Here is a 25077-nt window from a genome sequence, read left to right on the forward strand (position 1 = left end):
GCCCAGGCCCCCGCGCAATGCCGCCCCCGCACCGTCCCGGGTTCGCGCGCGTGGCGTCGGGCCGGTTCGTCGTTGGTTGGGCTCCGGCCATGAGCGATCATGTGCGGCTGCCCTGCATGCGGCACGCGGAGTCGGAGAACGTCGTCGCCGGGACCCGCTCTCACCTCGATCACCGCGGCGCATCCCGGCGCGACGGTCGTCGTGGTGGGCCACGTCGCGAGCCTGACGACGGGGCTCAACGCCCTGTGCGGGCTGGGCGCGCGGGTGTGGGGGGCGCCGTTGCCGCACGCGGAGTCGTTCGCCGTGAAGTGGGACGGGCGGTCATGGCGGTGCGGGACGTGGCCCGGCTGAACTCGCGTGCAGAATGTGCGGTGTGATCTACCTTGCCGAAGGCCCTCGCGTGGCGCTGCGTTTCATCGGCCTGCAAGACTTCGATGAGCTGGCCGCGCTGCACAAGGAGAGCGCGGACCTGCTCGCCCCCTGGATGCCCGGCCGGCCGGTCACCGCGTCGTACGCGTCGTACGAGTCCTACGTCGCCCGCTTCGACCAGCCGTCGCACGAGGGCTTCCTGATCTGCCTGCGCGGCACCGGCGCGATCGTCGGCCGGGTCAACATCAACAACATCGTGCGGGGCACCCACCAGTGCGGGGTGATCGGTTATTCCGCCTACGCGTCCACGACCGGCCGCGGATACATGACGGAGGGGCTGGGCCTGCTCATCGCGTACGCGTTCGGCGAGATGGAGTTGCACCGGCTGGAGGCGAACATCCAGCCGTCGAACGCGCCGTCCCTGAGGCTGATCAGGCGCCTGGGGTTCGAGCGCGAGGGGTTCTCGCCGAAGTTCCAGTTCATCGACGGGGCCTGGAGGGACCACGAGCGCTGGGCCATCACCGTGGAGATGACCGCAGCAGCTCGTACGCCACATAGGCGGTGAGCCCGTACGCGAGGTGCGGGACGACGTCCGAGATCCAGGACGACACCGGCCATTCGCGCGGGTCGGTGACGCCCAGCACCGTCATCGGCACGTTGGAGCCGGCCATGGCGAGCGCCGTGAGCGCGCCCACTCCGGCGGGCCAGGAGGGCCGGCGCCGCGACGAGAGCAGCCCGTAGCAGAGGGCGGCCCCCGCGCCGGTCGCGTAGCCGGTGAGCGCTCCGAGCGCCTCCTTGCGGTGGCCGGCGCGCTCGTCGTGCCCGAGGTCGACGTCGGCGAGGCCGGCCAGCCGTTCGACGGTCTGCTGCGGCGTGGTGCTGGCGGCCCGCGCCCTGATCGCCATGTCCAGGTAGGTGGCGAGATTGAGCGCGCTGGTCCCGGCGGCGCCCGCGATCAGGCTCTTCACGATGGTGTGCATGAAACCGGTGCTACCCCTGGTTCAGCCCTTGATGGCCCCCACGATGACGCCCTTGGTGAAGTGGCGCTGCACCAGCGGGTAGATGATCAGGGCGGGTACCACGGCGATCACCACGATGGCCATCTTGATCGCCAGCGTCGGCGGGGCGTCGCCCGTCACCCCGGCGGTGGCGCTGGGCAGCGGGTTGGAGTCGACGACGTACTGCCGCAGGATCAGCGCGAGCGGCCACTTGCGGGTGTCGTCGATGTACAGCATCGCGTTGAACCAGGCGTTCCAGTAGCCGACCGCGTAGAACATCGCGATGACGGCGGTGACCGCCTTGGACATGGGCAGGACGATCCGCCACAGGATGCGGAACTCCCCCGCCCCGTCGATGCGCGCGCTGTCGAGGATCTCGCCGGGGATGTTCATGAAGAACGAGCGGAGCACGACCACGTTGAACGCCGAGACGGCCGTCGGCAGGATGAGCGACCAGTAGCTGTCCTTCAGCCCGAGCCCGCTCACCATCAGGTAGACGGGGATGATGCCGGGGAAGAACACGAACATCAGCAGCACGCTGAACAGCAGCGGCCGGTGCAGGAACGAGCCGGGCCGCGACAGCGAGTAGGCCCCCAGCACGCTCACCCCGGTGCTGATCAGCGTGCCCACGACGGTGACGCCGGTGCTGACGAGCACGGCCTTGCTGACCACGGTGTCGGAGAAGATCTGCCGGTACGCCTCGAACGTGATGCCGTCGGGCACCAGCACGAGCCCGCCCACCCGGTTGACGGTCGCCGACGAGCTGAGGCTGGTCAGCACGATCGTGTAGAGCGGGCCGAGCACGGCGAGGACGATCAGCGTCACGAGCGTGCCCTTGCCGAGCCGGGCGACCGGCGAGGGCCGTTCCTCCCAGGGCGCCAGCCTGGCGGGCGTGCTCCTGCGGCGTCTGGACGTCAGCACTGTCATGATCGTGAATACACCCCTCGCTCGCCGAGCGCGTGCGCCACCCGGTTGGCCGCCAGGATGAGCAGTAGGCCCACCAGGCCCTTGAACAGCCCGGCCGCGGCGCCGTACCCGAGGTCGCCGGTGCGCAGGCCCGACCAGTAGACGAACGTGTCGAACACCTCGGACGCCTCGCTGCCGACGGCGCTGCGTTGCAGCATGAACTGTTCGAACCCGACGTTGAGCGCGTCGCCCAGCCGCAGGATGAGCAGCAGCACGATGACCGGCCGCAGTCCGGGCAGGGTGATGTGCCACATGCGCCGCCACCGGCGGGCGCCGTCGACGGCCGCGGCCTCGTACAGGTTCGGGTCGATGGTGCTGAGCGCGGCCAGGAAGATGATCGCGCCCCAGCCGGCGTCCTTCCAGATGGTCTGTGACGTGATGAGCAGGATGAACGTGTCGGAGTTGGTCATCCAGTCGACGGCCTCGCGCCCGTTGTCCCGCAGGATCTGCGCCAGCAGCCCGGCGCCGCCGAACATCTGCTGGAAGATGGCGACGACCAGCACCCAGGAGAAGAAGTACGGCATGTAGACCACGCCCTGCACGAACGCCCTCAGCCGGACCGAGACGATGCTGTTGAGCAGCAGCGCCAGCATGATCGGCACGGGGAAGTAGAAGACGAGCTGGAAGGCGGTGATCGACAGGGTGTTCAGCATCGCGCGCAGGAACTGCGGGTCCTGGAAGAGCAGCGCGAAGTTGGTGAACCCGATGACCGGGCTGCCGGCGATGCCGCCGGTGTAGGGGTTGTAGTCCTGGAACGCGATGACGTTGCCCAGCGCGGGGATCCACCAGAAGGCCAGGACGACCAGCAACATCGGCAGGTTCATCACCAGCAGCGGCCAGTCCCTGCGCGCCTTGGCCCGCCAGGAGAGCCTGTTCGGTGGTGCGGCGTGCCCGGGTGTACGGGTGCCGCGCCGGACGGGCCGCTTGGCCGTCATCGCTCCCATGGGAGGTCCTTCGCGCCCATGGACTTCAAAGCCTGCCGTTCTCGCGGGCGACCTTCATGTAGAACTCGCGCGCCTCGTTGCCACCCTGGTCCTGCCACTCCTTGACGATCTTGGGCCATTCGGAGAGCGGCCGCTTGCCGCGGAACACCTCGTTCATCTTGTCCTCGGTGGGCGTCGCCAGGGCCGCCATCTTGGAGGGGGTCTCCACGCGCATGCCCACGAACGGGTCGTTCTCCAGGATCGCCGCGGCCTTGGTCTGCCAGTCGTGCTGGGCCTGGACGAGGCCGTCGTACTGGCTCATGGAGTTGGCCGGCGGCCGGCCGGACAGGAACATGTACGTGGGCGCGATCTCCTTGCGCCCTAGCGCGGTCTGCTTGACCTTGCCGTCCTCGACGTCGTAATGCTTGCCTTCGACGCCGTTGTTGACCAGCTCGTACTCCTGCGTGCCGAAGGGCCCGGAACACCAGTTGGCCAGCGCGAGCAGCTCGCGTGTGCGGGCGTCGCCGAGGCCCTTCCTGATGAAGCAGAACATGCCGGCCGGCTCGTTGCGCCACATGATGTTCCTGCCGCCCGGCTTGGCCGGGTAGGGGGCGACGGCCTGCATGTCGAAGGCGGAGTTGTCGGGCAGGAACCGGCTGAGGCTCTCGTGCCAGGCGCCCAGCCCGTCGCGGTAGATGACGATCTGCCCGCTGCCGAAGATGCCCTTGTTGTCGGCGTCCTTGTTGGCGACGACGTCGGGGTGCACCTGGCCGGCCTCGAAGAGCTTGACCATGAACTCGACCGACGCGGCGAACTCGGCGGTCTCGTACTTGTACTCCAGCGTGCCGTCGCTCTTCTTGCGCCACTCGCGCGGCGCTCCGAAGGCCCGCTGCAGCTCCTGTTCCATGCCGCCGCCGAAGGCCCAGCGCTTCTTCCTGGCGTCGGTGATGGCCTTGCCGAGAGTGACCAGGTCGTCGCCGCTCTTGGGCTGCTCCAGGGCCAGCTTCTCCAGGATGTCCTGGCGTACGAAGGTGGCGAACGGGAACGGCTCGTTCTGCCAGGGGATGCCCTGCAGGACGCCGCCGAAGACGCCGTACTGCCAGGCCGCGGTGTCGTAGTTGGCCAGCAGGGGGAACTCCTTGGCCTTGTCGCCGGCCAGGTAGGGCGACAGGTCGGCGAACAGTTTGTTGGCCGCCTCGGTGAACCGCGCGATCGTGATGATCTCCCAGCCCGGGATCTGGATCATCTCGGGTACGTCGCCGCTGGCCAGCAGGGTGCTGACCTTCTGCCCGTAGGTGTTGCCGTCGGAGATGTTGAAACGCACGGTCCCGCCGAGGCGTTCGTTGACGGCGTCGTAATAGGAGTTGTCGCCCAGGCCGGGCGGCACCGTGCCCCACAGCGGCGTCATGGCGGTCACCTCTTTGCCGCTGGTCAGCGGCTTCGTGGTGACGGCCTGGACCATGGTGGCGGGGCGGGTCAGGAAGCCGGGCGCGACGAACTCGCTGCCGGGCAGGTCGGGTTTGAGCCCCGGGATCTCGAACGGCACGCGGGTCGGCACCAGGCCCTTGAGCTTGTCGGCCGCCACGGCCGTGCCCTTGGAGGTCGCTTTCTTCTCGGCGCAGCCCGCTACCAGAACACTCGCTCCGACCAGGCCGAGGAACCCGCGGCGAGTCGTGGTGGTTGGCATGGCTCGCTCCCTTCTCCGAGTGAGGGATGGCCTTCTAATTAGTTGGTATTTCAGCCAAACAAATTAGTAGACTGTCGGCACAGGCCACAAGGATCGGGACGGTCACAGGTTGGTACTGATGGGAAACCTGCTACGCGGAGGGGCCTCCACGAGCACGTTCCTCGTTAGGGAAGGGAGCCTGCGATGCGGCATGCTGGGGTCATCTGGGAACGGGGCTCATATTGATCACTTCTACGACCGGCCCGCAGCCGGCCGACTTCGCCGACGTGCGCGCCACCAACCTCGCGGTCGTGCTGCGCTTCGTGCGCGAGCACGCGCCCTGCTCGCGGGCCGACATCGCCGCGTCCACCGGGTTGAACAAGGCGACGGTGTCGAGCCTGATCGCCGACCTCATCGACCGGAGGCTGGTGCGCGAGACGGGCCTGACGGAGAACCGCGTCGGGCGACCGGCCACGATGCTCGTGCTCGACGGCTCGCCGTACGCCGCCATCGGCGTCGAGATCAACGTCGACCACGTGTCGGCGGTGGCCACCGGCCTGGCGGGCGAGCGGCTGCTGACGTGGCGGCGCGCGTTCTCCGGGGGCGAGTCCGTCAACCAGGGCATGGCCAATGTCGGCGCGATCATCAGGCGCGTGCTCGGCCGCATGGCCAAGGAGGAGCGCCAGGTGCTGGGCCTGGCCGTGGCCGTGCCCGGCCTGGTCGACGTGCAGGGCACCGCGCGCATCGCGCCCAACCTGGGCTGGCGTGACGCCGACATCGGCGGCGACCTGGCCAAGGCGCTGCGCGACCCCGGCTTCCCCATCCAGGTCGACAACGACGCCAACCTCGCCGCGCTGGCCGAGCAGCGCTTCGGCGCGCACGCCGGAGCCTCCGACCTGATCTGTCTCACCGGCGAGATCGGCGTGGGGGCGGGCATCATCCTCGACGGGCGGCTGCGCAGGGGCCGCCTCGGCTACAGCGGCGAGATCGGCCACGTGCAACTCGATCCCGACGGGCCGGCGTGCCACTGCGGGCGGCACGGCTGCCTGGAGGTCATGGCGGGCATCGGCGCCGTGCTGCGCAGGGAGGTGTCTCCCGCCGAGGTGCAGATGGAGATCGAGGAGGCGGTGCGGCTGGCCCGCGCCGGCGACGCCGGCACCCTGGCCACGCTCGACGCGGTGGGCAGGAGCCTGGGCAAGGGCGTGTCCATCCTGGCGAACCTCCTCAACCCCGAGGTGGTGGTCCTGGGAGGCTACTACGTTCCGCTGGCGCCCTGGCTGCTCCCGGCGGTGCACGACGAGATGGGCGAGCGGGTCATCGCCTTCGAGGCCGGCGGATGCCAGGTCGTGGCCTCGACGCTGGGGCACGACGCGGCGGCGCTCGGGGGTGCGGCGCGGGTGCTCGACTCGATCGATTCGGGAAGATTGCCGGGAGGATTGTCGCGAATCCCTTGACCTTGGTCACCGGGGCGTGCACCCTTCAGTCAACCCACCGAAATGTCCGCGTAACTTCGCCAGGCCGGTCGTCGAAGCGCTTCGACACTCTCCGAGGGATGACCATGCAAGAACCCTTCCGCGACCCAGCGCTCCCGCTCTCCGCCCGGATCGACGACCTGATGCGCAGGCTCACCCTTGAGGAGAAGACGGGCCTGCTCCACCAGTACCAGGCCCCGGTCGAACGGCTGGGCGTCGGCGCTTTCCGCACCGGCACCGAGGCGCTGCACGGCCTGGCCTGGCTCGGCCCCGCCAGCGTGTTCCCCCAGGCCGTCGGGCTGGCCTCGACGTGGGACCCCGACCTCGTGCGCCGGGTGGGCGAGGCCGTCGGCGACGAGGTGCTGGCCTTCCACCACAAGGACCCGGCCGGCGCCGGGCTCAACGTGTGGGCCCCGGTGGTCAACCCGCTGCGCGACCCCCGGTGGGGGCGGAACGAGGAGGGCTACTCAGAGGACCCGTGGCTCACCGGCGTCACTGCCACGGCGTTCGCGCTCGGGCTGCGTGGGAGCGCTCCCGAAACGCTGAAGACCGCCCCCACGCTCAAACACTTCCTCGCCTACAACAACGAGACCGACCGCTGCACGACCTCCAGCAGCCTGCCGCCCCGGGTGCTGCACGAGTACGAGCTGCCCGCCTTCAGGCCCGCCATCGAGCAGGGCGCCGCGGTGGCCGTCATGCCGTCGTACAACCTGGTCAACGGCCGGCCCGCGCATCTCAGCCCGCTGATCGGGCAGGTGCTGCGGGCCTGGGCGCCCGGCGACCTGCTGGTGGTCAGCGACGCGTACGCGCCCGGCAACCTCACCACGCTGCAGGGCTACCACGACACGCTGCCCGAGGCGTACGCGCACGCGGTCAAGGCCGGGATCGACAGCTTCACCCAGGACGACGACCGCGCGGAGGCCACGCTCGGGCACCTGCGCGAGGCGCTGCGGCTCGGCCTGCTCACCGAGGCGGACGTCGACACCGCCGTACGTCACGCGCTGTCGATCCGGTTCCGGCTCGGCGAGTTCGACCCCGCCACGCCCTACGACGGCATCACCGACAACGTGGTCAACTGCCCCGAGCACCAGGCGCTGGCCAGGGAGGCGGCACGGCGCTCCTTCGTGCTGCTGAGGAACGACGGCCTGCTCCCGCTCGACGGGACCGGCACGGTCGCGGTGATCGGGCAACTCGGCGACGCGCTCATGGAGGACTGGTACAGCGGCACCCTCCCCTACGCCGTCACCGCGCGGGCCGGGCTGGCCGAACGCTGCCGGACGGTGTTCTGCGAGGCCGTGGACCGGGTGACGCTGACCGCCGAGGCCGGACCCGTCACCGCCGACCCCGCCGGCGGCCCGCTCGGCGTGGGCGGTGCGGCGCCGGAGCCGGCCGCGGGCGGGTTCGACCTGTTCGACTGGGGCGGCGGCGCCTACGCGCTGCGGGCCGTGACGACCGGACGGTTCGTGTCGGTGGACGGCCGGACGCTGGTCAACGACCAGCCGGGGCCGAACGGGTGGGAGGTGCGCCAGACGTTCCGCATGGAGGAGCGCCCGCGCGGCACCCTCGCCCTGCGCCACATCTCGACCGGCTGCTACGTCGGCGCGGGCCCCGAGGGCGTGCTGCGCCTGGTCGACGACGCCGACCAGGCGGTCTGGCTGGCCATGGACGTCGTCAGGAGCGGCGCGGAGCAGGCCGCGAGGCTCGCCGCCGGCGCGGACGTCGCCGTCGTCGTGGTCGGCGACCACCCCCTGGTGAACGGCAGGGAGACCGAGGACCGCATGACCCTGGCGCTCGCCCCCGCCCAGGACGCCGTGGCGCGGGCCGTACGCGCGGCCAACCCACGTACCGTCATGGTCGTCACCAGCGGTTACCCGCTCACCTGGACCGCCAGTGAGGTGCCCGCCGTGATCTGGTCGGCCCACGGCGGCCAGGAGTACGGCCACGCCCTGGCCGAGGTGCTCCTCGGCGACGCAGACCCGGAGGGCCGCCTCACCCAGACGTGGTACCGCTCGGAGCAGGAGCTGCCCGACCTGCTCGACTACGACATCATCGCCTCCGACGCCACCTACCAGTACTTCCGGGGCGTGCCGCTGCACCCGTTCGGCCACGGCCTCAGCTACACCACGTTCGGCTACGCCGGCCTGCGCGTGCGCCTCGACGGCGGCGTGCTGCGCGCCGAGGTCACGGTCACCAACACCGGCACGCGGCCCGGCGTCGAGGTCGTGCAGTTCTACACCCACCAGCGGCGCTCGCGCGTCAAGCAGCCGCTGCGCCGCCTGCGCGGCTTCGAGAAGGTACGCCTCGCGCCCGGCGAGAGCCGTACCGTCACCCTGGCGCTGCCCGTCTCCGAGCTGGCCTTCTGGGACGTGACGAGGAGCAGGTTCGTCGTGGAGCGCGCGCCGCACCGGCTCATGGTCGGCCGCAGCGCCACCGACCTGCGCCTGAGCGCCGCCTTCGAGGTCGAGGGCGAGACCATCCCGCCCCAGACGGGCCCGCTGCGGGCGGCCTGCCACGACGAGTACGACGCGATCACGTTCGTGGACGAGACGAAGGAGGACGGCGACGCCGTAAGGTCCGACGCGGAGGGCGCCTGGATCCTGTTCCGGCAGGTCGACGTGACCGGCAGGGTGTCGTGCGTGGCGACGGCCGGCAGCGCGGAGGGCGGGATGATCACCATCCGCCGCGGCGACCCGCTCTACGGCCCCGCCCTGGCCACGCTCCCCGTGCCGCGGACCGGCCGCCACACCTACCACTCGGTCACGGCTCCCCTTGCGGACGCGGACGGTGTGCACGATCTTTATGTCGTGTTCGAGAACGACGGTGTGAGGCTGTCCCTGCTCGACTTCGGAGCCGGGGCTTGAGCGGGCGCGCGGTCACGATCTCCGAGGTCGCCAGGCACGCGGGCGTGGCCGTCAGCACGGTCTCCTACGTGCTCAGCGGCAAGCGGACGATCTCGGCCGGCACCAGGCGGCGGGTGCTCGACAGCATCAACGCCCTCGGCTACCACCCGAACGCCGGGGCCCGCGCCCTGGCCAGCCGGCGCTCCAACGTGATCGCGCTGGTGCTGCCGCTGCGGGCCGGCATGCACGTGCCCGTCCTCATGCGCTTCGCCAGCGCGGTCGTCACCGCCGCCCGCCGTTTCGACCACGACGTGCTGCTGCTGACGGCCGACGAGGGCACCGCCGGCATCCGCCGGGTGGCGGCCAGCGCGCTGGTGGACGCGCTCGTCCTCATGGACGTGGAGCTGGACGACCGCCGGGTGCCGCTGCTGCGCGAGCTGGCCGAGCCGAGCGTGCTCATCGGCTTCCCCGCCGAGCCGGCCGGTCTTACGTGCGTGGACCTCGACTTCGCCGCGGCCGGCGCGCGCTGCGTCGAGCACCTGGCCGAGCGCGGTCACGACGAGATCGCCCTGCTGGGGGCGCCGTCCGTGGTCTACGAGCGGGGCACCGGCTTCGCCAGGCGCACCCGTGAGGGATTCGTGGAGGCGGTGGACGCCCACGGCATCAAGGGGGTGGCGCTGGCGTGCGAGGAGACGTTCGACGAGGTGTACGAGACCGTACGCGACCTGCTCCTCGACCAGCCCGGCCTGTCGGGGCTGGTCGTGCACAACGAGGCCGCCGTCGGGCACGTGCTCGCGGCGCTGCGCCAGCTCGACCGGCGGGTGCCGCACGACGTGGCCGTGGTGGCGATCTGTCCCGACGACGTGGCCGAGCGCGCGAGCCCGCCGCTGACCTCGGTGCTGATCCCCGCTGAGGAGGTGGGCAGGGAGGCCGTCCGCCTGGTCATGGACAAGCTGGAGGGCCGCGCGGTGCCCGAGTCCACCCTGCTCACCCCGCAACTCGCCGTACGGGCCAGCACCTGAGCCCGCCGCCGGTCAGCGCCGGTGGGCGATGACGCCGACGGGGACGGCGGCGGCCTCCACGGCGCGGATCACCGGCGCGGCGGCGTCCGGCCCCGGCGTGCCGTAGAGCTCGATGAGCTGTAGGTCGGCCGCCATCTTCCCGGCCAGTTCCGCGGCCGCCTCCGTGTCCGGCACCCCGACCACGGTGGTGGTGCCGCCCTCGTCCTTTTCGAGCACGACCCGGTCGGTCGCGGGGTCCGCGCCCTCGTGCACGATGATGAACGCCTCCGACAACGCGTCGCCGGCTTCGTAGCGCGCCTTGAAGGACGCGATGGCGGTCAGCGACTCGAAACCGTAGTAGATCGCGCCCACGGGCACCCTGCCGCCCACGGCCCTGACGGCGTCGGCGTGCGGGAGGGCGCCGAACCCGCCGCAGAGCTCGATCTGGTCCACCCCCTCGGCCACCAGGCGGCTCACCAGTTCCAGCATCTGGGCGGGTTCCTCCACGGCGCGTAGGCGGGTACGTCCGCTCGCGTTCTCGATGACCAGCGCGTCGGTCGTCGGGTCGGCGCTGCCCGCCTCGAAAATGATCACTTTGTCGTCAGCCATGGTGCTCTCCTTGTCTCTCACGATCTACTCTGCAACCTCGATCATGGTTGAGGTCAACCCCCGCGGTGGTCTGGCGCGACACCTGGATCGAGGGAGGTTGATGAATATGGCCCGCCACGGCCTTCGTCAGCATGCCCTTGACCGGGTCGCGCGAGCGTAGCGCCCGCGACCCGGTCGTCCCATCGACGACCAGGAGTGTCGCGTGTCCATCATCACCACTTGACCACTGGCCGCAGGACCGCGAGGTGCTGCTGATGATCGCCTGGGCCGATCTCCGCTACGAGGAGGTGGCGCGGGCGCTGGGCATCCCCGTCGGCACGGTGCGTTCCCGCCTGCGCAGGGCCAGAAGGAGGACCCGTACGGCGCTGGGCGGCGTCGACCCTTCGGCCGTCGCCGGCCCGGCTTGCGGGGGAGATTCTTGCTGTTGCCGTCGGTCCTGGCCGCCGCGACGGCCACCGCCGCTGTCGTCGTGGCCGTGAACGGCACGCACGATCCGCACGAGATGCGGCCGGCCACCAGCGTGGAGACCATGCCGTTGCGGGCCGAGACCGTGCTGGCGAAGGCGGCTCGGGTCGCCCAGCGGCGCGAGCCGGCCGGGGCGCCCCGCCCCGACCAGTGGCTCTACCGGAAGGTCGCCGTCAGGCAGGCAAACGGGGAGGCGAACGAGATCCAGGAGTACTGGACCCGCTACGACGGCACACGACAGGCCGCCCGCCTGGGTGAGCGCCCGATGCGCACGCAATCGATCACGCCCGACGAGGACGGCGGCAACCTGGGGCCGCGGGCCTACGCGGCCAAGTTCGCCGCGCTGCCGACCGACCCTGGCGAACTTCTCGACCACGTCAGAGTCGACCGGCACTGGATCGACAAGCCGAAGGAGGACCCCGGCGGCGCGGAGCACCCCGACGCGCGGGCGTACCGCGTGTTGTCGGTCTGTCTGTCGCAGGAGGTCGCCATGCCCCCCGGGCGGGCATCGGCGTCGCCTACGATCCCGGCGGCAGGCACGACGCGCAGGGGCGGCTCGTCGAGCGGACGTACACCGTGCTCGACCCCACGACCTTCCACTACCTCGGCCGACGCAGCGACAACCTGCAGGACGTCGTGATCGACGGCGAGGTGGCCTTCCCCAAGGGCAGCTTCCACGCCACCGCCGAGCTCGCGGCCGGGGTCGTCGACGGGGCCGCAGGTGCCGTAAAGCGGGCGGTCCTGCGCGGAAGAGCGTCCTGGCGACGTCCTAGCATCGGACGGGTGGAGGTTCCCGGCGCGGAGGAGCGGCTCCCGGCGCCCGTGGCCGTGTTCGAGCAGCAGCGGCCGCGGTTGTTCGCCTTGGCCTACCGCCTGCTCGGCTCGGCCGCCGAGGCCGAGGACATGGTGCAGGAGGCGTACGTCCGGTGGAGCCAGGCCGGGCCGGTCGAGGTGCCCGCGGCCTGGCTGACCAGGGTGGTCACCAACCTCTGCCTGACCCAGCTCGCCTCGGCGCGGCGGCGGCGGGAGAGCTACGTGGGGCCCTGGCTGCCCGAGCCGGTGCTGACCGGCGACGGCGCCCTCGGGCCGCTGGAGACCGTCGAGCAGCGCGAGTCGGTGTCCCTGGGCGTGCTCATCCTGCTGGAGCGGCTGACCCCGGTGGAGCGGGCGGTGTTCGTGCTCCGGGAGGCGTTCGGGTACGGCCACGCGGAGGTCGCCGGCATCCTCGGCATCACCGAGGCGCACTCCCGCCAGCTGCACCGCCGGGCCAGGGCGCACGTCGGCGAGCCGCGCAAGCGGTTCGAGAGCGACCGCGAGCACCATCGCCGGATCGTGCGGGGGTTCCTGCGGGCGACGCTCGGCGGCGACGTGGCGGAGCTGGAGCGGCTGCTCGCGGACGACGTGGTGGCCTGGGCGGACGGCGGCGGCACCGCGACCGCCGCCCGCCGCCCGGTGCTCGGGAGGGCGAAGGTGCTGCGTTACCTGCGCGGGCTCGCCGGCCGGCGGGAGGCGGCCCGGATCGCGTGGGACATCGTGGAGGTCAACGGCGAGCCCGCCGTGGTCGTACGCGACGCCGGCGGCGACCTGTGGGCGATCTTCACCGTGGAGATCGCCGACGGGCGGGTCAGCGCGATCAGGACCATCCTGAGCCCGGCCAAGCTCGCCTTCGCCGCCACGCAGCTCATGTGAGCACCGTCACAGGCCGGAAGTGTCACGAACGGCCCGGCTCGCCGGTTCAGGTGGGGACTCGATCGGAGGAACCATGACGAACCACATCGTGGTGCTGGGAGCCGGATACGCGGGGCTGGGGGCGGCCAAACGCGCCGCCCGCCGGCTCCGCTCGACGGGCGGCCGGGTGACACTGGTCAACGCGGCCGGCCGGTTCGTGGAGCGGGTGCGGCTGCACCAGCTCGCGGCCGGGCAGCGGCTGCCCGATCTGCCGCTGGCCGGGCTGCTCGGCGGCACCGGCGTCGAGTTGGTCGTGGCCCGGGTGACCGGCCTCGACCTTCATGCGCGGACGGTCCTGCTGGACGGACCGCCGTACACGCTGGGCTACGACGTGCTGGTCTACGCCCTCGGCAGCGCCGCCGATCTGGACACCGTGCCGGGCGTGCGCGAGCACGCGTACCCGATCGCGACGGCGGGCGACGCCGTACGGTTGCGGGCCCGGCTGGCCGGGCCGGGGCCGGTGACCGTGGTGGGCGGCGGGCTCACCGGGATCGAGACGGCGGCAGAGCTCGCCGAGACCCGCCCGGGGCTGCGGGTCGAGATGCTCTGCGCCGGCCCCGTCGGCCCTGACCTGTCCGTACGGGGCCGCCGCCACGTCCACCGGGCCTTCGCCCGCCTGGGCGTCGTGGTCCGCGAGCACGAACCCGTCGCCAAGGTCGGCCCCGACGGCGTCCTGCTGGAGAGCGGCGGCGAGGCGCCCGCGCGGACGGTGGTGTGGGCGGGCGGGGTCCGCGTCTCCCCGCTGGCCGCCGCGTCGGGGTTGCGCACCGACGCGGAGGGCCGCCTGGTCGTCGACCGGTCGCTGCGCTCGGTGTCGCATCCCGAGGTGTTCGGCATCGGCGACGCGGCGGCGCCGCCCGGCGAGCGGTCGAGCATGTCGTGCCAGATCGGGCTGCCGATGGGCCTGTGCACGGGCGACGCCGTGGCCGACCTGGTGGCCGGGCGGGAGCCCGGGCCGGCCTGGTTCCGCCACGTCTGGCGCAACGTCAGCCTGGGCCGCCGCGACGGCGTCACCCAGTTCACCCGCGCCGACGGCAGGCCGCTGGACGTCGTGCTCACCGGGCGGGCCTCCGCCGCGTTCAAGGAGCGCATCATCCGCGGCACCGTCCAGGCCATGCGCCATCCCGGCCCCTACCGTCCCTGGGCCTGACGGCCGGTCCCCCGTGCCCGGCCGCTCGGGTCAGGACGGCGTGCAGGTGAGGGTGGCGGGTGGGGTGTGGGTGGCGCCGGAGCCGCCGTTGAAGCCGAACGACGCGGTCCCGTTCGGTGACAGGTTGCCGTTGTAGGCGGCGTTCCTGACGCTCACGCCGGCGACCGTCCGGCTCACGGTGCCGTTCCAGAGCTGGGTGATCTGCTCGTCACCCGCCCATGTCCAGGTGACGGTCCAGCCGTTGATCGCGGATGCGCCGGTGTTCGTGACCGTCACCTCCGCCTGGAACCCGCCCGGCCACTGGTTGCCCACCTCGTACGTCGCCGCGCAGCCCGCACCCGATGTGGGCGTCACGGTGGGCGTGGCGGTCGGGGTGACGGTGACGGGTGGGCCCGTGCGGTCGCCGTAGATGATGCCGCGGCCGTTGGTGCCGAGGTAGACGCGGCCGTGGACGCGCGGGTCGCCGGTGAGGGCCTCGCCCATGTTGCCCCACTGGTGTTCGTCGTCGTTGATCCTGACCCAGCTCGCCCCGGCGTCGTCCGAGCGGTACAGCCCGGTGACGCCGTCGATGGTGGCCACGGCGAAGACCGCCATGTACGTCCCGCCGGGGGCGGCCTTGCCGAAGCCGATGTTCACCGACCCGCTGATGCCGGGCACGGCGGAGAAGGACGTTCCGCCGTCCGTGGAGCGCCACAGGCCGCCCTCGCCGGCCAGCCACAGGTCGCCCTCGCGGCCGGGCACAGCCTTGAACTTGCCGCTGGTCGGCAGGCCGGTCGCGGGGGTGGCGGCGAACGTGGCACCGCCGTCGGTGCTGCGGTAGAGGCGGCCGCCGCTCAGGCCGTAGAACGTCATCGGGTCGGCCCGGTCGGACTCGACGACGGCGTCCGTGGGCAGGCCTGAGGCGGGCTGCCAGGTGTTGCCGTAGCCGGCCGAGTAGACCGGCGCCACGCCCTTGGGGGCCCAGACGAAGCGGGATCCGTCTGCGGCCGCCGCGACCGTGCCGCCCTCGTCGACGCCGCCCGGCTCGCTGCCCTGGAACCAGGTGGCGCCGCCGTCCGTGGAGAAGGCGACGTGGCTGTCGTCCGGCCGGTCGGCGTCGGTGAAGTTTCCGGCCCGTACCATGACCGACGAGTTCTGCTCGGCGTAGTCGAGGCTGGTGGTGGAGGTGAACGTCGGGGAGGTGAACATCGTCGGCGGCACGGCGTCGAGGTCGGTGTGGCGGAAACCGGCGATGTCACCGAGGCCGCTGACCAGGGGGGCGCCGCTCGGCGGGCTGATCAGGTCGAGCACGGCGGTCTCCTCCAAGCCCCTGGCCATGGGCTTGATCGTGAACTGCCCGCCGGTGTCCCACCGGGTGAGGTTCTCGGAGCCGTAGACGGTGGCGCCGGTGCCGTACATCATCCTGTCGGAGTCGAACGGGTCGATCTCCAGCGACTCGGTCATCCAGCCGAGTTTCGGCGCGGTCTCGGGCGGCTGCGGGTTGCCGCCGAACGTCAGCCACGGGTTCTCCGAGATGTCCATCGTGTAGCGGAAGCTGCGGTTCGGGTACGACGTCCAGTCCCACACGCGGGTCCACGTGGCGCCGGAGTCCGTTGAGCGGAAGAAGATCACGTCCGGCCACCAGGAGATCTGCGTGGCCACCATGATCGTGGACGGATTCCGCCGGTCGATGGTCAGGCCGCTGTAGCCGAAGTAGTCGTCCTCGCTGGAGGACGGGATGGGGCTGATCTGCGTCCACGCGCCGGTCGCGGTGGTGTAGCGCCACACGTCGCCCTTGGCCCCGTCGTACGGCCCGCCGGTGTCGCTGGTGGCGATGTACAGGTAGCCGTTCTCCGGGTCGAGCACGCCTTTGTGCGGCAGGTAGCCGGTGGGCTGGCCGGCCACCCGCTGCCAGGTGGCGCCGGCGTCCGTGGTGCGGTAGACGCTGTTGTCCTTGTCGGCGACGCCCACGTAGATGGTCCTGGTGGCGCTGCCCGCGGCGGACGAGCGCGGGTCGTAGGTGACCCAGAGCACGCCGGGCTCGTGGCTGAGGTAGCCGTTGGGGTCGTTCGGGTCCTGGGCGTAGTTGCCGGGGTTGGGGAAGCTCGTCACCTCCGACCAGGTCGCGCCGTGGTTCGTGCTGCGCCACAACCCGTTGCCGTTGGGGGCGCCGAAGTACAGCACGCTGTTGTCGTTGGGGTCGACGGCCAGCGCCTCGCCCATGCCGCGGCCGGGCATGTTGCCGCCGAGCTTGAACGGCAGCTCCGTGACCTGCCAGTTGTCGCCTTTGTCGGTCGAGCGAAGGATGGCGCCGTTGTTCGGGTCCCAGCTGTTGGTGTACATGCCGACGGCGGCGTACACGCGGTCGGTGTCGACGGTGTCGGTGGCCAGGCTGATCACGCCGTTGTAGCCCCACTTGTCCCAGCCCACCCAGTCGAGCAGGGGCTTCCACGAGCGGGTGGACGGATTCCAGCGGTAGGCCCCGCCGATGTCGGTGCGGGCGTAGATGAGGTCGCGCTCCGACGGGTTGAAGATGATGCCGGGGACGAACCCGCCACCGTCGATCCTCACGTTCTTGTACGTGTACGGATCCGAGGCGACGGCCGACACCGGTGACATCCGCACGACCCCCGCCACGAGCAGCAGGGTGGCGGTCGCGAGCAGGATGAGCAGTCGTCTTCGCATGCGCGGCTCTTCCTTTCCAGGGCACACCGGCAGGGCGCCCCAAAGGCGTCAGATGACCCGCCATGCACGAGCAGAGTGCAGGACCCTGACCGTCGCCGCGCCTTCGCGCATGAGCTCATCAGAAGGCTCACACACGCTCGCGCTCACGGTCAATAGTTTGGATGGACGACGAATTAAATCGCGCCCACAGAGCCGCCGGACGTTCCGCGGCCCAGAGTGCGATCCCGATGTAGAGCACCTGCTCGGGGATCCGCTGCCACAGCGGCGAGGCCTCACCGCCCGCGAACGGCACGTCGGCCAGCGCGGCGTGGATGTTTGCCGGCAGCATCGCCACGAACAGCAGCGCCAGACAGGTGCCCGCGGCGCCGCGGGTGCGGGCGAGGACGAGCCCGGCCGCCCCGGCCAGCTCCAGCACGCCGGTCAGGTACACCATCAGCGCGGGGAACGGCACGAACGGCGGCACCATGGCAACCATGTCGGCATGGTTGGGCATGACGGTCACCCCCGCCGGCACGAAATGGGCACTGGCGGTCATGACGAGCATGACGGCCAGCCCGTGGGCGGCACTGACCCGCCACGTGGCGAACCGTCGCACCTTCAGCATCCCGAGCAGCCGGAACACCAGCGTGGCGACCAGCAACACGATCACAGTCATACGCACCCTCCTGTTGGATAGCACCACTATCCCATAAAATGGATAACCGCGCTATCCAATTATTTGACGGCGCCGACCGTCACCCCCCGGGTCAGCGTGCGCTGGAAGATCAGGAAGAAGGCGATCGCCGGGACGACGCCGAGCAGGGCCGAGGCGCTGGACATGGTGGCGTCCATGTACCTCTCGCCCTGCAGAACCCCCAACGCGACCGGCACCGTCTGGGTGTCGTTCGACACGAGCAGGATCAGCGGCAGGAAGAACTCGTTCCAGGTCCAGATGAAGAAGAAGATCAGCAGCACGCTGAGCGTGGGCCGGCTGATCGGCACCACGATCCGCACCAGCGACCGCAGCCGGCCCGCGCCGTCGATCGCCGCCGCCTCCAGGATCTCCTTCGGGAACCGGCCCAGCACCGCGCTCAGCAGGTACGTGCCGAACGCCGCCTGGATCGCCGTCATGACGATGATCACCGACAGTCGGGTGTCGTACAGGCCTGCCGCCTTGGCCAGGTAGTAGAGCGGGTAGGCCAGCGACTCCTGCGGCAGCGTGTTGGCCACCAGGAACACCACGAGGATCGACAGCCGGCCCTTCACCCTGCCGATGCCCAGCGCGTACGCGTTGAGCACCGACAACACCACGGCCAGCACCGACACCGACGCGCTGATGACGAAGCTGTTCCAGAGCTTCGTGCCGAACTCCACCCGGTTCCAGAAGTCCACGATGCCCTGCCAGTAGAGCCCGTCGGGCAGGCTCAGCGGTCCCTGGGAGCTGTACTCCGCCGGCGACTTGACCGCGTTGATCGCCACGATCGCGAACGGGAAGAGCATCACCACCGCCAGCACGGCCAGCGCGAGCACCACCGCCCAGCGCCCCGGCCCTCTCATGGCTCACGCTCCTGCACGCGCAGGAACAGGAACGTCACCACGACGATGACGAGGGCCAGCACCGTGGCGATCGCGGAGCCGTACCCGACGTTGCTCTTCTGGAAGAAGTTCAGGTAGGAGAAGTACGACGGGACCATGGTGGCGTTGCCGGGGCCGCCGCGGGTCAGCACGAAGATCGGCCCGAACACCTTGAGCGCGGCGATCGTGCACGTCAGCAGCACCACGAAGATCTCCGGCCGGATCTGCGGGATCGTGACGTGCCAGAACGTACGCCACCACGAGGCCCCGTCGATCTCGGCCGCCTCGCGGTAGGACGGGTCCGTCCGCTGCAACCCGGCCATGAAGATCACCACCGGATAGCCGAGCTGGAACCAGACCATGACCGCCATGACGGTGGCCAGGGCCAGGTCGGGATCGCCGAGCCAGTCGAGCTCCAGCCCGAGGATCTGGTTGACCGCGCCGTACGACGGGTGCAACATCCAGCCCCACACCACGCCGGCGATGGCGACCGGCAGCACCTGCGGCAGGTAGTACGCCGCCCGCATCGCCGAGGCCGTCCGCGGGCCGAACCGCCTGCCGACGTAGTCGAACAACGCGGCGGCCAGCACGAGGCCGAGCGCGGTCGGCACGACGGCCATCGCCACGATCAGCCCCACGTTGTGCTGGAACGACTCCCAGAACCGCTCGTCGCCGAGCAGCCTGGTGTAGTTGTCGAGGCCGATCCACCGCGGCGTGCCCACCCCCGACCAGCGGGTGAAGCTCACGCCCACGTTCATCAGGAACGGCACGACGATGACGGCGAGGAACAGCAGCAGGCTGGGGACCAGGTAGAGCCAGTACCCCCTCGTACGCTTCCTCATCTAGAAGCCGAGGTCGGCGAGGTTGTCCTCGTACGGCCCGGCGATCTCGTCCAGCACCTCGGCGGTGGTCTTGCTGCCGTTGATGAGGTTCTGGACGCCGGCCACGAGCACGTCGTAGTAGCCGGGCGCGGGCCAGTCGGGGTAGAAGGCCAGGCCGTCGGCGGCGGTCAGCTTGTTGAAGCTCTCGATGAGCTCCTTGCTCTTCTCGTCGCTGATCGCGGCCGGGTCGGCGGCCACGGGCACGCCGCCCGAGTTGCCGAGCAGGTTCTGGATCTCCTTACTCATCGTGATGTCGATGAAGTCGTAGGCCAGGTCCTTGTTCTCCGACCGCTCGGGCACCACCCAGAGGTTCCCGCTCGAACCGGGCGACATGGTGGCGCCGGGGAAGAGGAAGTGGCCCCACGCGAAGTCCTTGATCTCCGTGGCGAGGCGGCCGTACCACCAGCTACCGCTGATCATGATGGGGAACTCGCCGTTGATGAACGCCACGCCCATGTCCTCGGCCTTGAGCCCGGAGGAGTTCTCGGCGAGGTATCCCTTCCCCACCCAGTCGGCGAACGTGTCGGCGCCGTAGGTGAACTCGGGGCCGTGGAAGTCGACCTTGCCCTTGTAGGACTGGAACGCCTCCAGCCACGGCTTCTGCGCCTTGGTGAGCGCGAGCTGGTAGAGGATCTGCTGGGCCGGGTATTCGGCGCCGGCGTTCGCGATGGGCGTCACCCCGGCCTTGACGAACGTGTCGAGCGCGGCCGTGAACCGCTCGAACGTCTCGGGCACCTCGACCTTGTGCTTCTCGAAGAGGTCCTTGTTGTAGTAGACCATCACGAACTCGCCGTAGTTGGGGATGCCGTACCACTGGCCGGAGCCCATCACGCCGCGGTCGTCGTACCTCGCGGTGGTCTGCAGACCGCCGGTCAGCAGCTTGTCCCAGCCACGCTTGGTGGTCTCCTCCGTCAGGTCGGCCAGCAGGCCCTGCTTGGACAGCAGGCCGGCGGTGGCGTTGCCCTTGTTGTACTCCATGAGGTCGGGCGCCTCGTCGGAGTTGAGCACCATGCTCGCCGTCTTCTGGATCTGCTCGAAGCTCTTCTCCTCGAACTCGACGGTCACGTTCGGGTGGGACGCCTCGAACTTCTTGATCGCTTCCGCCCACGCCCTGCCCATGGCGCTGCCGGCCGACTCGTAGTGCCACAGTCTCAGCACGCGCGGCTGCCCGCTGTCCGCGGGCGACGGGGCGTCGGAGCCCGAGCCGCACGCCGACAGAGCCAGCACCACGGCGGCCAGCGCCGCGGCGCCTCTCAACTTGACCATGATCTCTCCAGGGGTTCACACGATGACGGTTCGCGCGGGGGCTCCGGGCACCGGGACGATCTCGACCCCGGTGACGCGCTTCGGGCCGGTGACGGCGACGCGGAGCTCGTCGCCGTCCCTGGTGGCGACGGCGACCGTCACGCCGTCGGTGTCGTGGATCTCGGTGCTCCCGTCGCCGCCGCCGAAGGCGACGAGGGTGATCTCCGCCGGCACGCCGACGGTCTCCCGCGGCTCGGTGACGGGGATGAGGGCTCCGCGGCGTACGTACAGGGGGACCTGGTCGAGCGGCTTGGCGGCCCGGACGTAGCGGGAGCCCTCCAGCACCTCGCCCGTCCAGTAGTCGACCCACGTGCCGCGCGGCAGGTAGACCTGCCTGACCCCTTCGGGCGCGGTCATGGGGGCGACCAGGAGGTCACGGCCGAGCAGATATTCCAGGTCGGCCTGCCAGGCCACCGGGTCGCCGGGGTGGTCCACGCACAGCGCCCGCATCATCGGCGCACCCGTGCGCGCGGCCTCGACGGCGGCCGAGTAGAGGTAGGGCATGAGCCGGTAGCGGAGCCTCAGCGCCGCCACCGCCGCCTCCTCGACCTCGGGGAACTCCCAGGGTTCGCGGGTGGTGGTGCCGTGCAGGCGCAGCAGCGGGGAGAGCGCGCCGAACTGGGTCCAGCGCACGTACAGGTCGTCGGTGGGACGGCCCGTGAAGCCGCCGACGTCGTGGCTCCAGAACGGCACTCCCGACAGGCCGTGCGCGAGCCCGCCCCTGATCGTGCTGCCCATGGCGGCGTAGCTGGTGTAGGTGTCGCCGCTCCACTGGGCGCTGTGGCGCTGCCCCCCGATGTACGACGAACGCGCCCACACCAGGTCGTGGCCGCGGACCTCGCGGGTGACGGCGGCGACCGCGTCGTTGAACAGCAGGGTGTAGACGTTGTGCAGGTCGGTGCCGGTCATCCCGTTGGCGGCGACCGCGTCGCTCGGCACGCCCTCGGCGAAGTCGGTCTTGAACGCCGCGACGCCCTGGCGCAGCAGCCCGCGCAGCAGGCCGGTGAACCAGTCGACCGCCGCCGGGTCGGTGAGGTCGACGATGCCGCAGGGCGGGAAGGAGCCGTGCCAGCAGTCGGCGACGTAGACCTCACCATCATGATTTTTCAGGAAATATCCGGCTTCAGCGGCTTCCTCGAAGGCGGGACTCAGATGGGAGACGTACGGATTCATCCACAGGCAGACCTTGAACCCCATCCCGTCCAACTCGGACAGCATCCCCTCCGGATCGGGAAAGTTCACCGGATCCCACCGCAGATCCGACCAGTGCCCGTCGGCCTGCCAGTACGTGTCCAGATGCAGCACGTCGCACGGGATGCCGCGCTCCCTGATCGTGCGCGCCCTGGCCAGCACCCGCTCCTGGCTGTCCACGCAGAACCCGGAGGAGATCCACGTGCCGAACGCCCACTTCGGCGGCAGCGCCGGCCGGCAGGTCAGCCGGTCGTAGCGGTCCAGCACGTCGGCCGGCGCCGGCCCGGCGATCACGTAGTAGTCCATCACGTCGTCGGGCACCAGGATCTGCACGACGCTGTGGGTCGACTGGCACACGTCGAACTCCACGGGCGCCCCGCTGTCGACGAGCAGGCCGTACCCCTTGCTCGACAGATAGAGGGGCACGTTCTTGTACGCCCGCTGCGACTCCGCGCCGAAGGCGTCGAAGTTCCACATCACGGGCCGCTGGCCGCGTTTGTCCAGCCGGGTGAACGACTCGCCGAACCCGGTGAACGCCTCGTCGGGGGCGGCGGCGAAGCTCTCGTGGTAGGCCACGGGCGCGCCGCCCGCCGAGGAGCGGCCGAACGGCAGCGTACGCAGCCTGCCGCTGATGTCGATGTGCCCGCGGTCCTGCTCGGTCAGCATGGCGCCGGAGGCGTCGGTGAATCGCAGGTGCCACGGCGCGAGGCTGATCTCGGCGCGCAGCGAGCCGGCGTCGATCACGATGGGCTCGCCCGGCGACACCTCGGCCGTGGCCTCCGGATAACCGCCGGGCGTCACCAGGGAGATGGCCCTTTCCGAGCGCGGCCTGGCGGTCGGGTCCTCCGACAACCGCACCCGGATGACGCCCTCCCCCGCCACGCCCACCTGGACGACCAGGGTCTCCTCCGCCGAGGTGACCGCCTTCAGCATCACCTCGGCGCCGTCGGCCGCGACCACCTCGGCGGCGGTCAGCACCGACGGGCCGCCCTCGCCTCGCGCGCGGACCGGCAGCTCGGGCGGGTCCGCCACGAAGTACTCGTGCGCGACCAGCGGGGGGCGGTAGGGCATGGAGGCTCCTTCGAACGGCTGCGCCAACTCGTGAATTAGTTTGCTGTCCATACCAACAAACGTCAACGGTCAGGCGGCTGGCCAGTTTGAAGTCCATCCCAAGTAGACCGATCTGAGCGCCCGACGGCGGTAACAGTTCGTACGCCCGTCCCGGACACATCGCTTGCCGGCCCGCGCACAGCCGGCACGGTGCCCTGCCCTCAACCTTCCGGACTGCGAACCCAAGCTTTCGAGCCGCGTACGATCGTTGGCAGCGCTATCGCGCGCGCCCCCAAGGAGGTTATGCCACAAGAGCGTCGCCTCCTTGTCTCGAAGCCAGGGGCTTTCACTGGCACGTTCGCCCTTGGCCGTCCTCTCCGTCCGGCGTATATGACCCAGCCCACCCGCCGCACACAGTTCGTACACCGTCAGTCGCACGTGTAGCTGCGGACTCTGACGGAGCCGCTTCTACCCGTCGCTGTGGACCAGGCAATTTGAGCGCACCCTTCCTGCGGGGGTTTCGTATGGAAGTCGCTGACGGTTTAGGGTCTGCTTGTGGTGCTGCCCAATACGTCGTGGAATGCCGACGACTGGAACCCCGAGTTCTATCGCTACGAGCAAATTGCCGACTGGATCGGAGAACGGATCGAGACCGGCGTGTACCGGCCGCGCACCGTGTTGTCCGAGATACAACTCCAGAACTACTTCGGCGTCGGCCGTGCGACCATCCGCAAGGCGTTCGCGATCCTCCGTGATCGCGGGCTCATTATCACCAAGCCCGGCAGGGGATCCGTCGTTCTCCATCGCGGGGACGAGGCCGGATCGTGAAAACCGCCTACACGTGATGCTCAGGTTCCGATGCCAGCGCGGCAGCGCTGACGTTCTTTGCGCAACCTGGGGCTCATCCTCGTCTGCCCGACACCGGCGTCCGCGTTCTTCGAGCGCAGGGCTTGGGCTTCCTCCGCATCAGGGAACGCGCGATCAGGACGTCGATCCGCACGACAGGTCTGTCCGTCGTGGGTCTGCCTACGGTTCGCATTGAAGTGGCCAAGGCCGTGATGATCGGGCTTCCCCACTCGGCGGTGCTGGCCGCTGCGGGCTCTGGCTGGTCATGCCAGCACCGCCCACGCATTGTCCAGCCTGGTATTCATCTGGCTACTTCTTGGACATGCCCCAGCCCCACCTCTTGCCCCTCGATGGCGAGCTGCCGCTCCAGTCCCTCCAGGCCAGGCACCAGCATGAATAGCTGAAGTGCTCGCCATCGACGAGCTCCTTCACAGGAGGCTCGGCCCCCTGTTCCATTCTCCGTCGAACGGCCTTGGCTACCCGATCGACGTTGGACAGCAGGGTCTCCGCGACCTCTTTCACATCGGCGTCAGTGGGGACAGCGAGCAGCACACTGCCGTCCGGTGATACCTCGATACCCAGAGTGCGCCTGCGTGGACGGATCTACACCCGTACTCGCCACCCAGGCGGCAAAGGTAGGGCGGACATGGCGTCTTCCAGCGGAGAGCTCACGCCCCCTTGCTATCACCCGACGGAGACAGTCAACCGTTCGCCTCGCCCCAACGCCGGAAATCCTCCATGCGCCGAGCTGCGAGATCAACCAGCTGGGTCGCCAAGTACACGGGATCGGCATCGGCGAGACCGAGGTCGTCTTCCAGATAGTGGAGCAGCCGGCGTCGTGCTCTCCGCTGAACGTCCGGGTTCTCCGCGAAATGAGGCGGCCTCACTTCGACGGCCAGACGGCTGACGATGCCGGCGGCGGCCTGATTCAGATCCACCGGGAGAACCTCGGCTTCGAGCCCCGCCTCCTGGAGCAGGGCTTCGAGAAGGCTGCGCACGGGTTGGACGGTGAAGTGATCGAGCCCGGCTGCGGTTTCCCAGCGTGCCGCCTCGCGTGATCAGCGCGATCGATTGACGCCGATCGGGACGAGCGTCTCAGCGAAGGTGTGCAGAAGTTCCGACCGCACATCCCGCAGTCGGCGGTGAACCGGAAGCGCGGAGATGGCACCCGCGTGCTCCTGCCACCACTCTCCCAAGAGCTCCACCAGGTTCTGCTCCGCAACCGCAGTGAGATCGGGGATGCGCGCGGCCGTCGCCGACGGCCCCTCGTGCAGGAATTCGAGGAACGCCTCATCACGCTCGTTGAACAGGTCAACCGCGGTGACGCCGTAGGCGTTGAACCGTATGATCTCCGCTGCAACCGGTCTGCCCTTCGACAGATGTGTCTTGGTGTGCATCC

At 70.2% G+C, this 25077-nt stretch carries 23 protein-coding genes; 10 read left to right on the forward strand and 13 right to left on the reverse strand.

Annotated features, from left to right (window positions below; translation table 11 throughout):
• The first annotated feature begins 204 nt into the window (after positions 1 to 204).
• A complete protein-coding gene (locus tag E1267_RS47815; protein WP_246063442.1) occupies positions 205 to 351 on the forward strand; it encodes a hypothetical protein in 147 nt (48 codons plus the stop codon).
• Positions 352 to 373: 22 nt separating this feature from the next.
• The gene (locus E1267_RS04225; protein WP_220449337.1) at positions 374 to 934 is read left to right on the forward strand and encodes a GNAT family N-acetyltransferase; all 561 of its coding nucleotides are present in this window, start codon (positions 374 to 376) and stop codon (positions 932 to 934) included.
• Here E1267_RS04225 and E1267_RS04230 read toward each other — a convergent pair.
• Genes E1267_RS04230 through E1267_RS04245 form a run of 4 tightly spaced genes read right to left on the reverse strand, consistent with a single transcriptional unit; the run spans position 888 to position 4943 of the window.
• On the reverse strand, positions 888 to 1349 hold the full coding sequence (locus E1267_RS04230) for a hypothetical protein (RefSeq protein ID WP_132329960.1): 462 nt from the start codon (positions 1347 to 1349) through the stop codon (positions 888 to 890). The two genes, E1267_RS04225 and E1267_RS04230, sit on opposite strands and share 47 nt — an antisense overlap.
• A 21-nt stretch (positions 1350 to 1370) precedes the next feature.
• Positions 1371 to 2294 (reverse strand): carbohydrate ABC transporter permease, encoded by a 924-nt coding sequence (locus E1267_RS04235; RefSeq protein WP_132329962.1) that lies wholly within the window; start codon positions 2292 to 2294, stop codon positions 1371 to 1373.
• Positions 2291 to 3277, reverse strand: a complete 987-nt coding sequence (locus E1267_RS04240; protein WP_132329964.1) for an ABC transporter permease — start codon at positions 3275 to 3277, stop codon at positions 2291 to 2293. The genes E1267_RS04235 and E1267_RS04240 overlap by 4 nt, the downstream gene beginning before the upstream one ends.
• Before the next feature lie 25 nt (positions 3278 to 3302).
• Entirely contained in the window at positions 3303 to 4943 is a 1641-nt protein-coding gene (locus E1267_RS04245) for an extracellular solute-binding protein (RefSeq protein WP_132329966.1), read from the reverse strand.
• 221 nt (positions 4944 to 5164) lie between these two features.
• Between E1267_RS04245 and E1267_RS04250 the strand changes: the two genes are divergently transcribed.
• The 3 genes from E1267_RS04250 (at position 5165) to E1267_RS04260 (ending at position 10256) form a co-directional block, all read left to right on the forward strand.
• On the forward strand, positions 5165 to 6376 hold the full coding sequence (locus tag E1267_RS04250) for an ROK family transcriptional regulator (protein WP_132329968.1): 1212 nt from the start codon (positions 5165 to 5167) through the stop codon (positions 6374 to 6376).
• A 104-nt stretch (positions 6377 to 6480) separates the two neighbouring features.
• Positions 6481 to 9255, forward strand: a complete 2775-nt coding sequence (locus E1267_RS04255; protein ID WP_132330081.1) for a glycoside hydrolase family 3 protein — start codon at positions 6481 to 6483, stop codon at positions 9253 to 9255.
• Complete coding sequence (locus tag E1267_RS04260; protein WP_132329970.1) at positions 9252 to 10256, forward strand: LacI family DNA-binding transcriptional regulator; 1005 nt, start codon at positions 9252 to 9254, stop codon at positions 10254 to 10256. Before E1267_RS04255 ends, E1267_RS04260 begins: the two co-directional genes overlap by 4 nt.
• Positions 10257 to 10268: 12 nt before the next feature.
• On the opposite strand, the gene E1267_RS04265 is transcribed toward E1267_RS04260, so the two are convergent.
• A complete protein-coding gene (locus E1267_RS04265) occupies positions 10269 to 10844 on the reverse strand; it encodes a DUF6506 family protein (protein ID WP_132329972.1) in 576 nt (191 codons plus the stop codon).
• Between the two features lie 131 nt (positions 10845 to 10975).
• Here E1267_RS04265 and E1267_RS47820 point away from each other — a divergent pair, with 131 nt between their 5' ends.
• The 4 genes from E1267_RS47820 (at position 10976) to E1267_RS04285 (ending at position 14187) form a co-directional block, all read left to right on the forward strand.
• Positions 10976 to 11323, forward strand: a complete 348-nt coding sequence (locus tag E1267_RS47820; protein WP_132329973.1) for an RNA polymerase sigma factor — start codon at positions 10976 to 10978, stop codon at positions 11321 to 11323.
• Entirely contained in the window at positions 11263 to 11949 is a 687-nt protein-coding gene (locus E1267_RS04275) for a hypothetical protein (RefSeq protein ID WP_132329975.1), read from the forward strand. Before E1267_RS47820 ends, E1267_RS04275 begins: the two co-directional genes overlap by 61 nt.
• Positions 11886 to 12998 carry an RNA polymerase sigma factor SigJ gene (sigJ, locus tag E1267_RS04280; protein ID WP_246063444.1) on the forward strand — a complete coding sequence of 371 codons (1113 nt, stop codon included), beginning with the start codon at positions 11886 to 11888 and terminating at the stop codon, positions 12996 to 12998. Before E1267_RS04275 ends, sigJ begins: the two co-directional genes overlap by 64 nt.
• Positions 12999 to 13071: 73 nt before the next feature.
• Positions 13072 to 14187 carry an NAD(P)/FAD-dependent oxidoreductase gene (locus tag E1267_RS04285; protein ID WP_132329977.1) on the forward strand — a complete coding sequence of 372 codons (1116 nt, stop codon included), beginning with the start codon at positions 13072 to 13074 and terminating at the stop codon, positions 14185 to 14187.
• A gap of 30 nt (positions 14188 to 14217) precedes the next feature.
• Here E1267_RS04285 and E1267_RS04290 read toward each other — a convergent pair whose 3' ends face one another.
• The 6 genes from E1267_RS04290 to E1267_RS04315 form a co-directional block, all read right to left on the reverse strand.
• Positions 14218 to 16851 (reverse strand): cellulose binding domain-containing protein, encoded by a 2634-nt coding sequence (locus E1267_RS04290; protein ID WP_132329979.1) that lies wholly within the window; start codon positions 16849 to 16851, stop codon positions 14218 to 14220.
• Positions 16852 to 16978: 127 nt separating this feature from the next.
• Positions 16979 to 17506, reverse strand: a complete 528-nt coding sequence (locus E1267_RS04295) for a DoxX family protein (RefSeq protein ID WP_246063447.1) — start codon at positions 17504 to 17506, stop codon at positions 16979 to 16981.
• Between the two features lie 59 nt (positions 17507 to 17565).
• Positions 17566 to 18387, reverse strand: coding sequence for a carbohydrate ABC transporter permease (locus E1267_RS04300; RefSeq protein WP_132329981.1), 822 nt, complete (start codon positions 18385 to 18387; stop codon positions 17566 to 17568).
• Positions 18384 to 19247: a carbohydrate ABC transporter permease gene (locus E1267_RS04305; protein ID WP_132329983.1), complete on the reverse strand. Its 864-nt coding sequence runs from the start codon at positions 19245 to 19247 to the stop codon at positions 18384 to 18386. Before E1267_RS04305 ends, E1267_RS04300 begins: the two co-directional genes overlap by 4 nt.
• Positions 19248 to 20552, reverse strand: coding sequence for an ABC transporter substrate-binding protein (locus E1267_RS04310; protein ID WP_132329984.1), 1305 nt, complete (start codon positions 20550 to 20552; stop codon positions 19248 to 19250).
• A 15-nt stretch (positions 20553 to 20567) separates the two neighbouring features.
• Positions 20568 to 22853, reverse strand: coding sequence for a TIM-barrel domain-containing protein (locus E1267_RS04315; protein ID WP_132329986.1), 2286 nt, complete (start codon positions 22851 to 22853; stop codon positions 20568 to 20570).
• A 534-nt stretch (positions 22854 to 23387) separates the two neighbouring features.
• On the opposite strand from E1267_RS04315, the gene E1267_RS04320 reads away from it, so the two are divergent.
• Positions 23388 to 23660, forward strand: coding sequence for a winged helix-turn-helix domain-containing protein (locus tag E1267_RS04320; protein WP_220449339.1), 273 nt, complete (start codon positions 23388 to 23390; stop codon positions 23658 to 23660).
• A gap of 719 nt (positions 23661 to 24379) precedes the next feature.
• Here E1267_RS04320 and E1267_RS04330 read toward each other — a convergent pair.
• Positions 24380 to 24676, reverse strand: coding sequence for a hypothetical protein (locus E1267_RS04330; RefSeq protein ID WP_132329988.1), 297 nt, complete (start codon positions 24674 to 24676; stop codon positions 24380 to 24382).
• A 60-nt stretch (positions 24677 to 24736) separates the two neighbouring features.
• Entirely contained in the window at positions 24737 to 25075 is a 339-nt protein-coding gene (locus E1267_RS04335; protein WP_132329989.1) for a hypothetical protein, read from the reverse strand.
• Positions 25076 to 25077: the final 2 nt, after the last annotated feature.

Origin of the sequence: Nonomuraea longispora (genome assembly GCF_004348345.1) — a bacterium.
GTDB classification, from domain to species: domain Bacteria; phylum Actinomycetota; class Actinomycetes; order Streptosporangiales; family Streptosporangiaceae; genus Nonomuraea; species Nonomuraea longispora.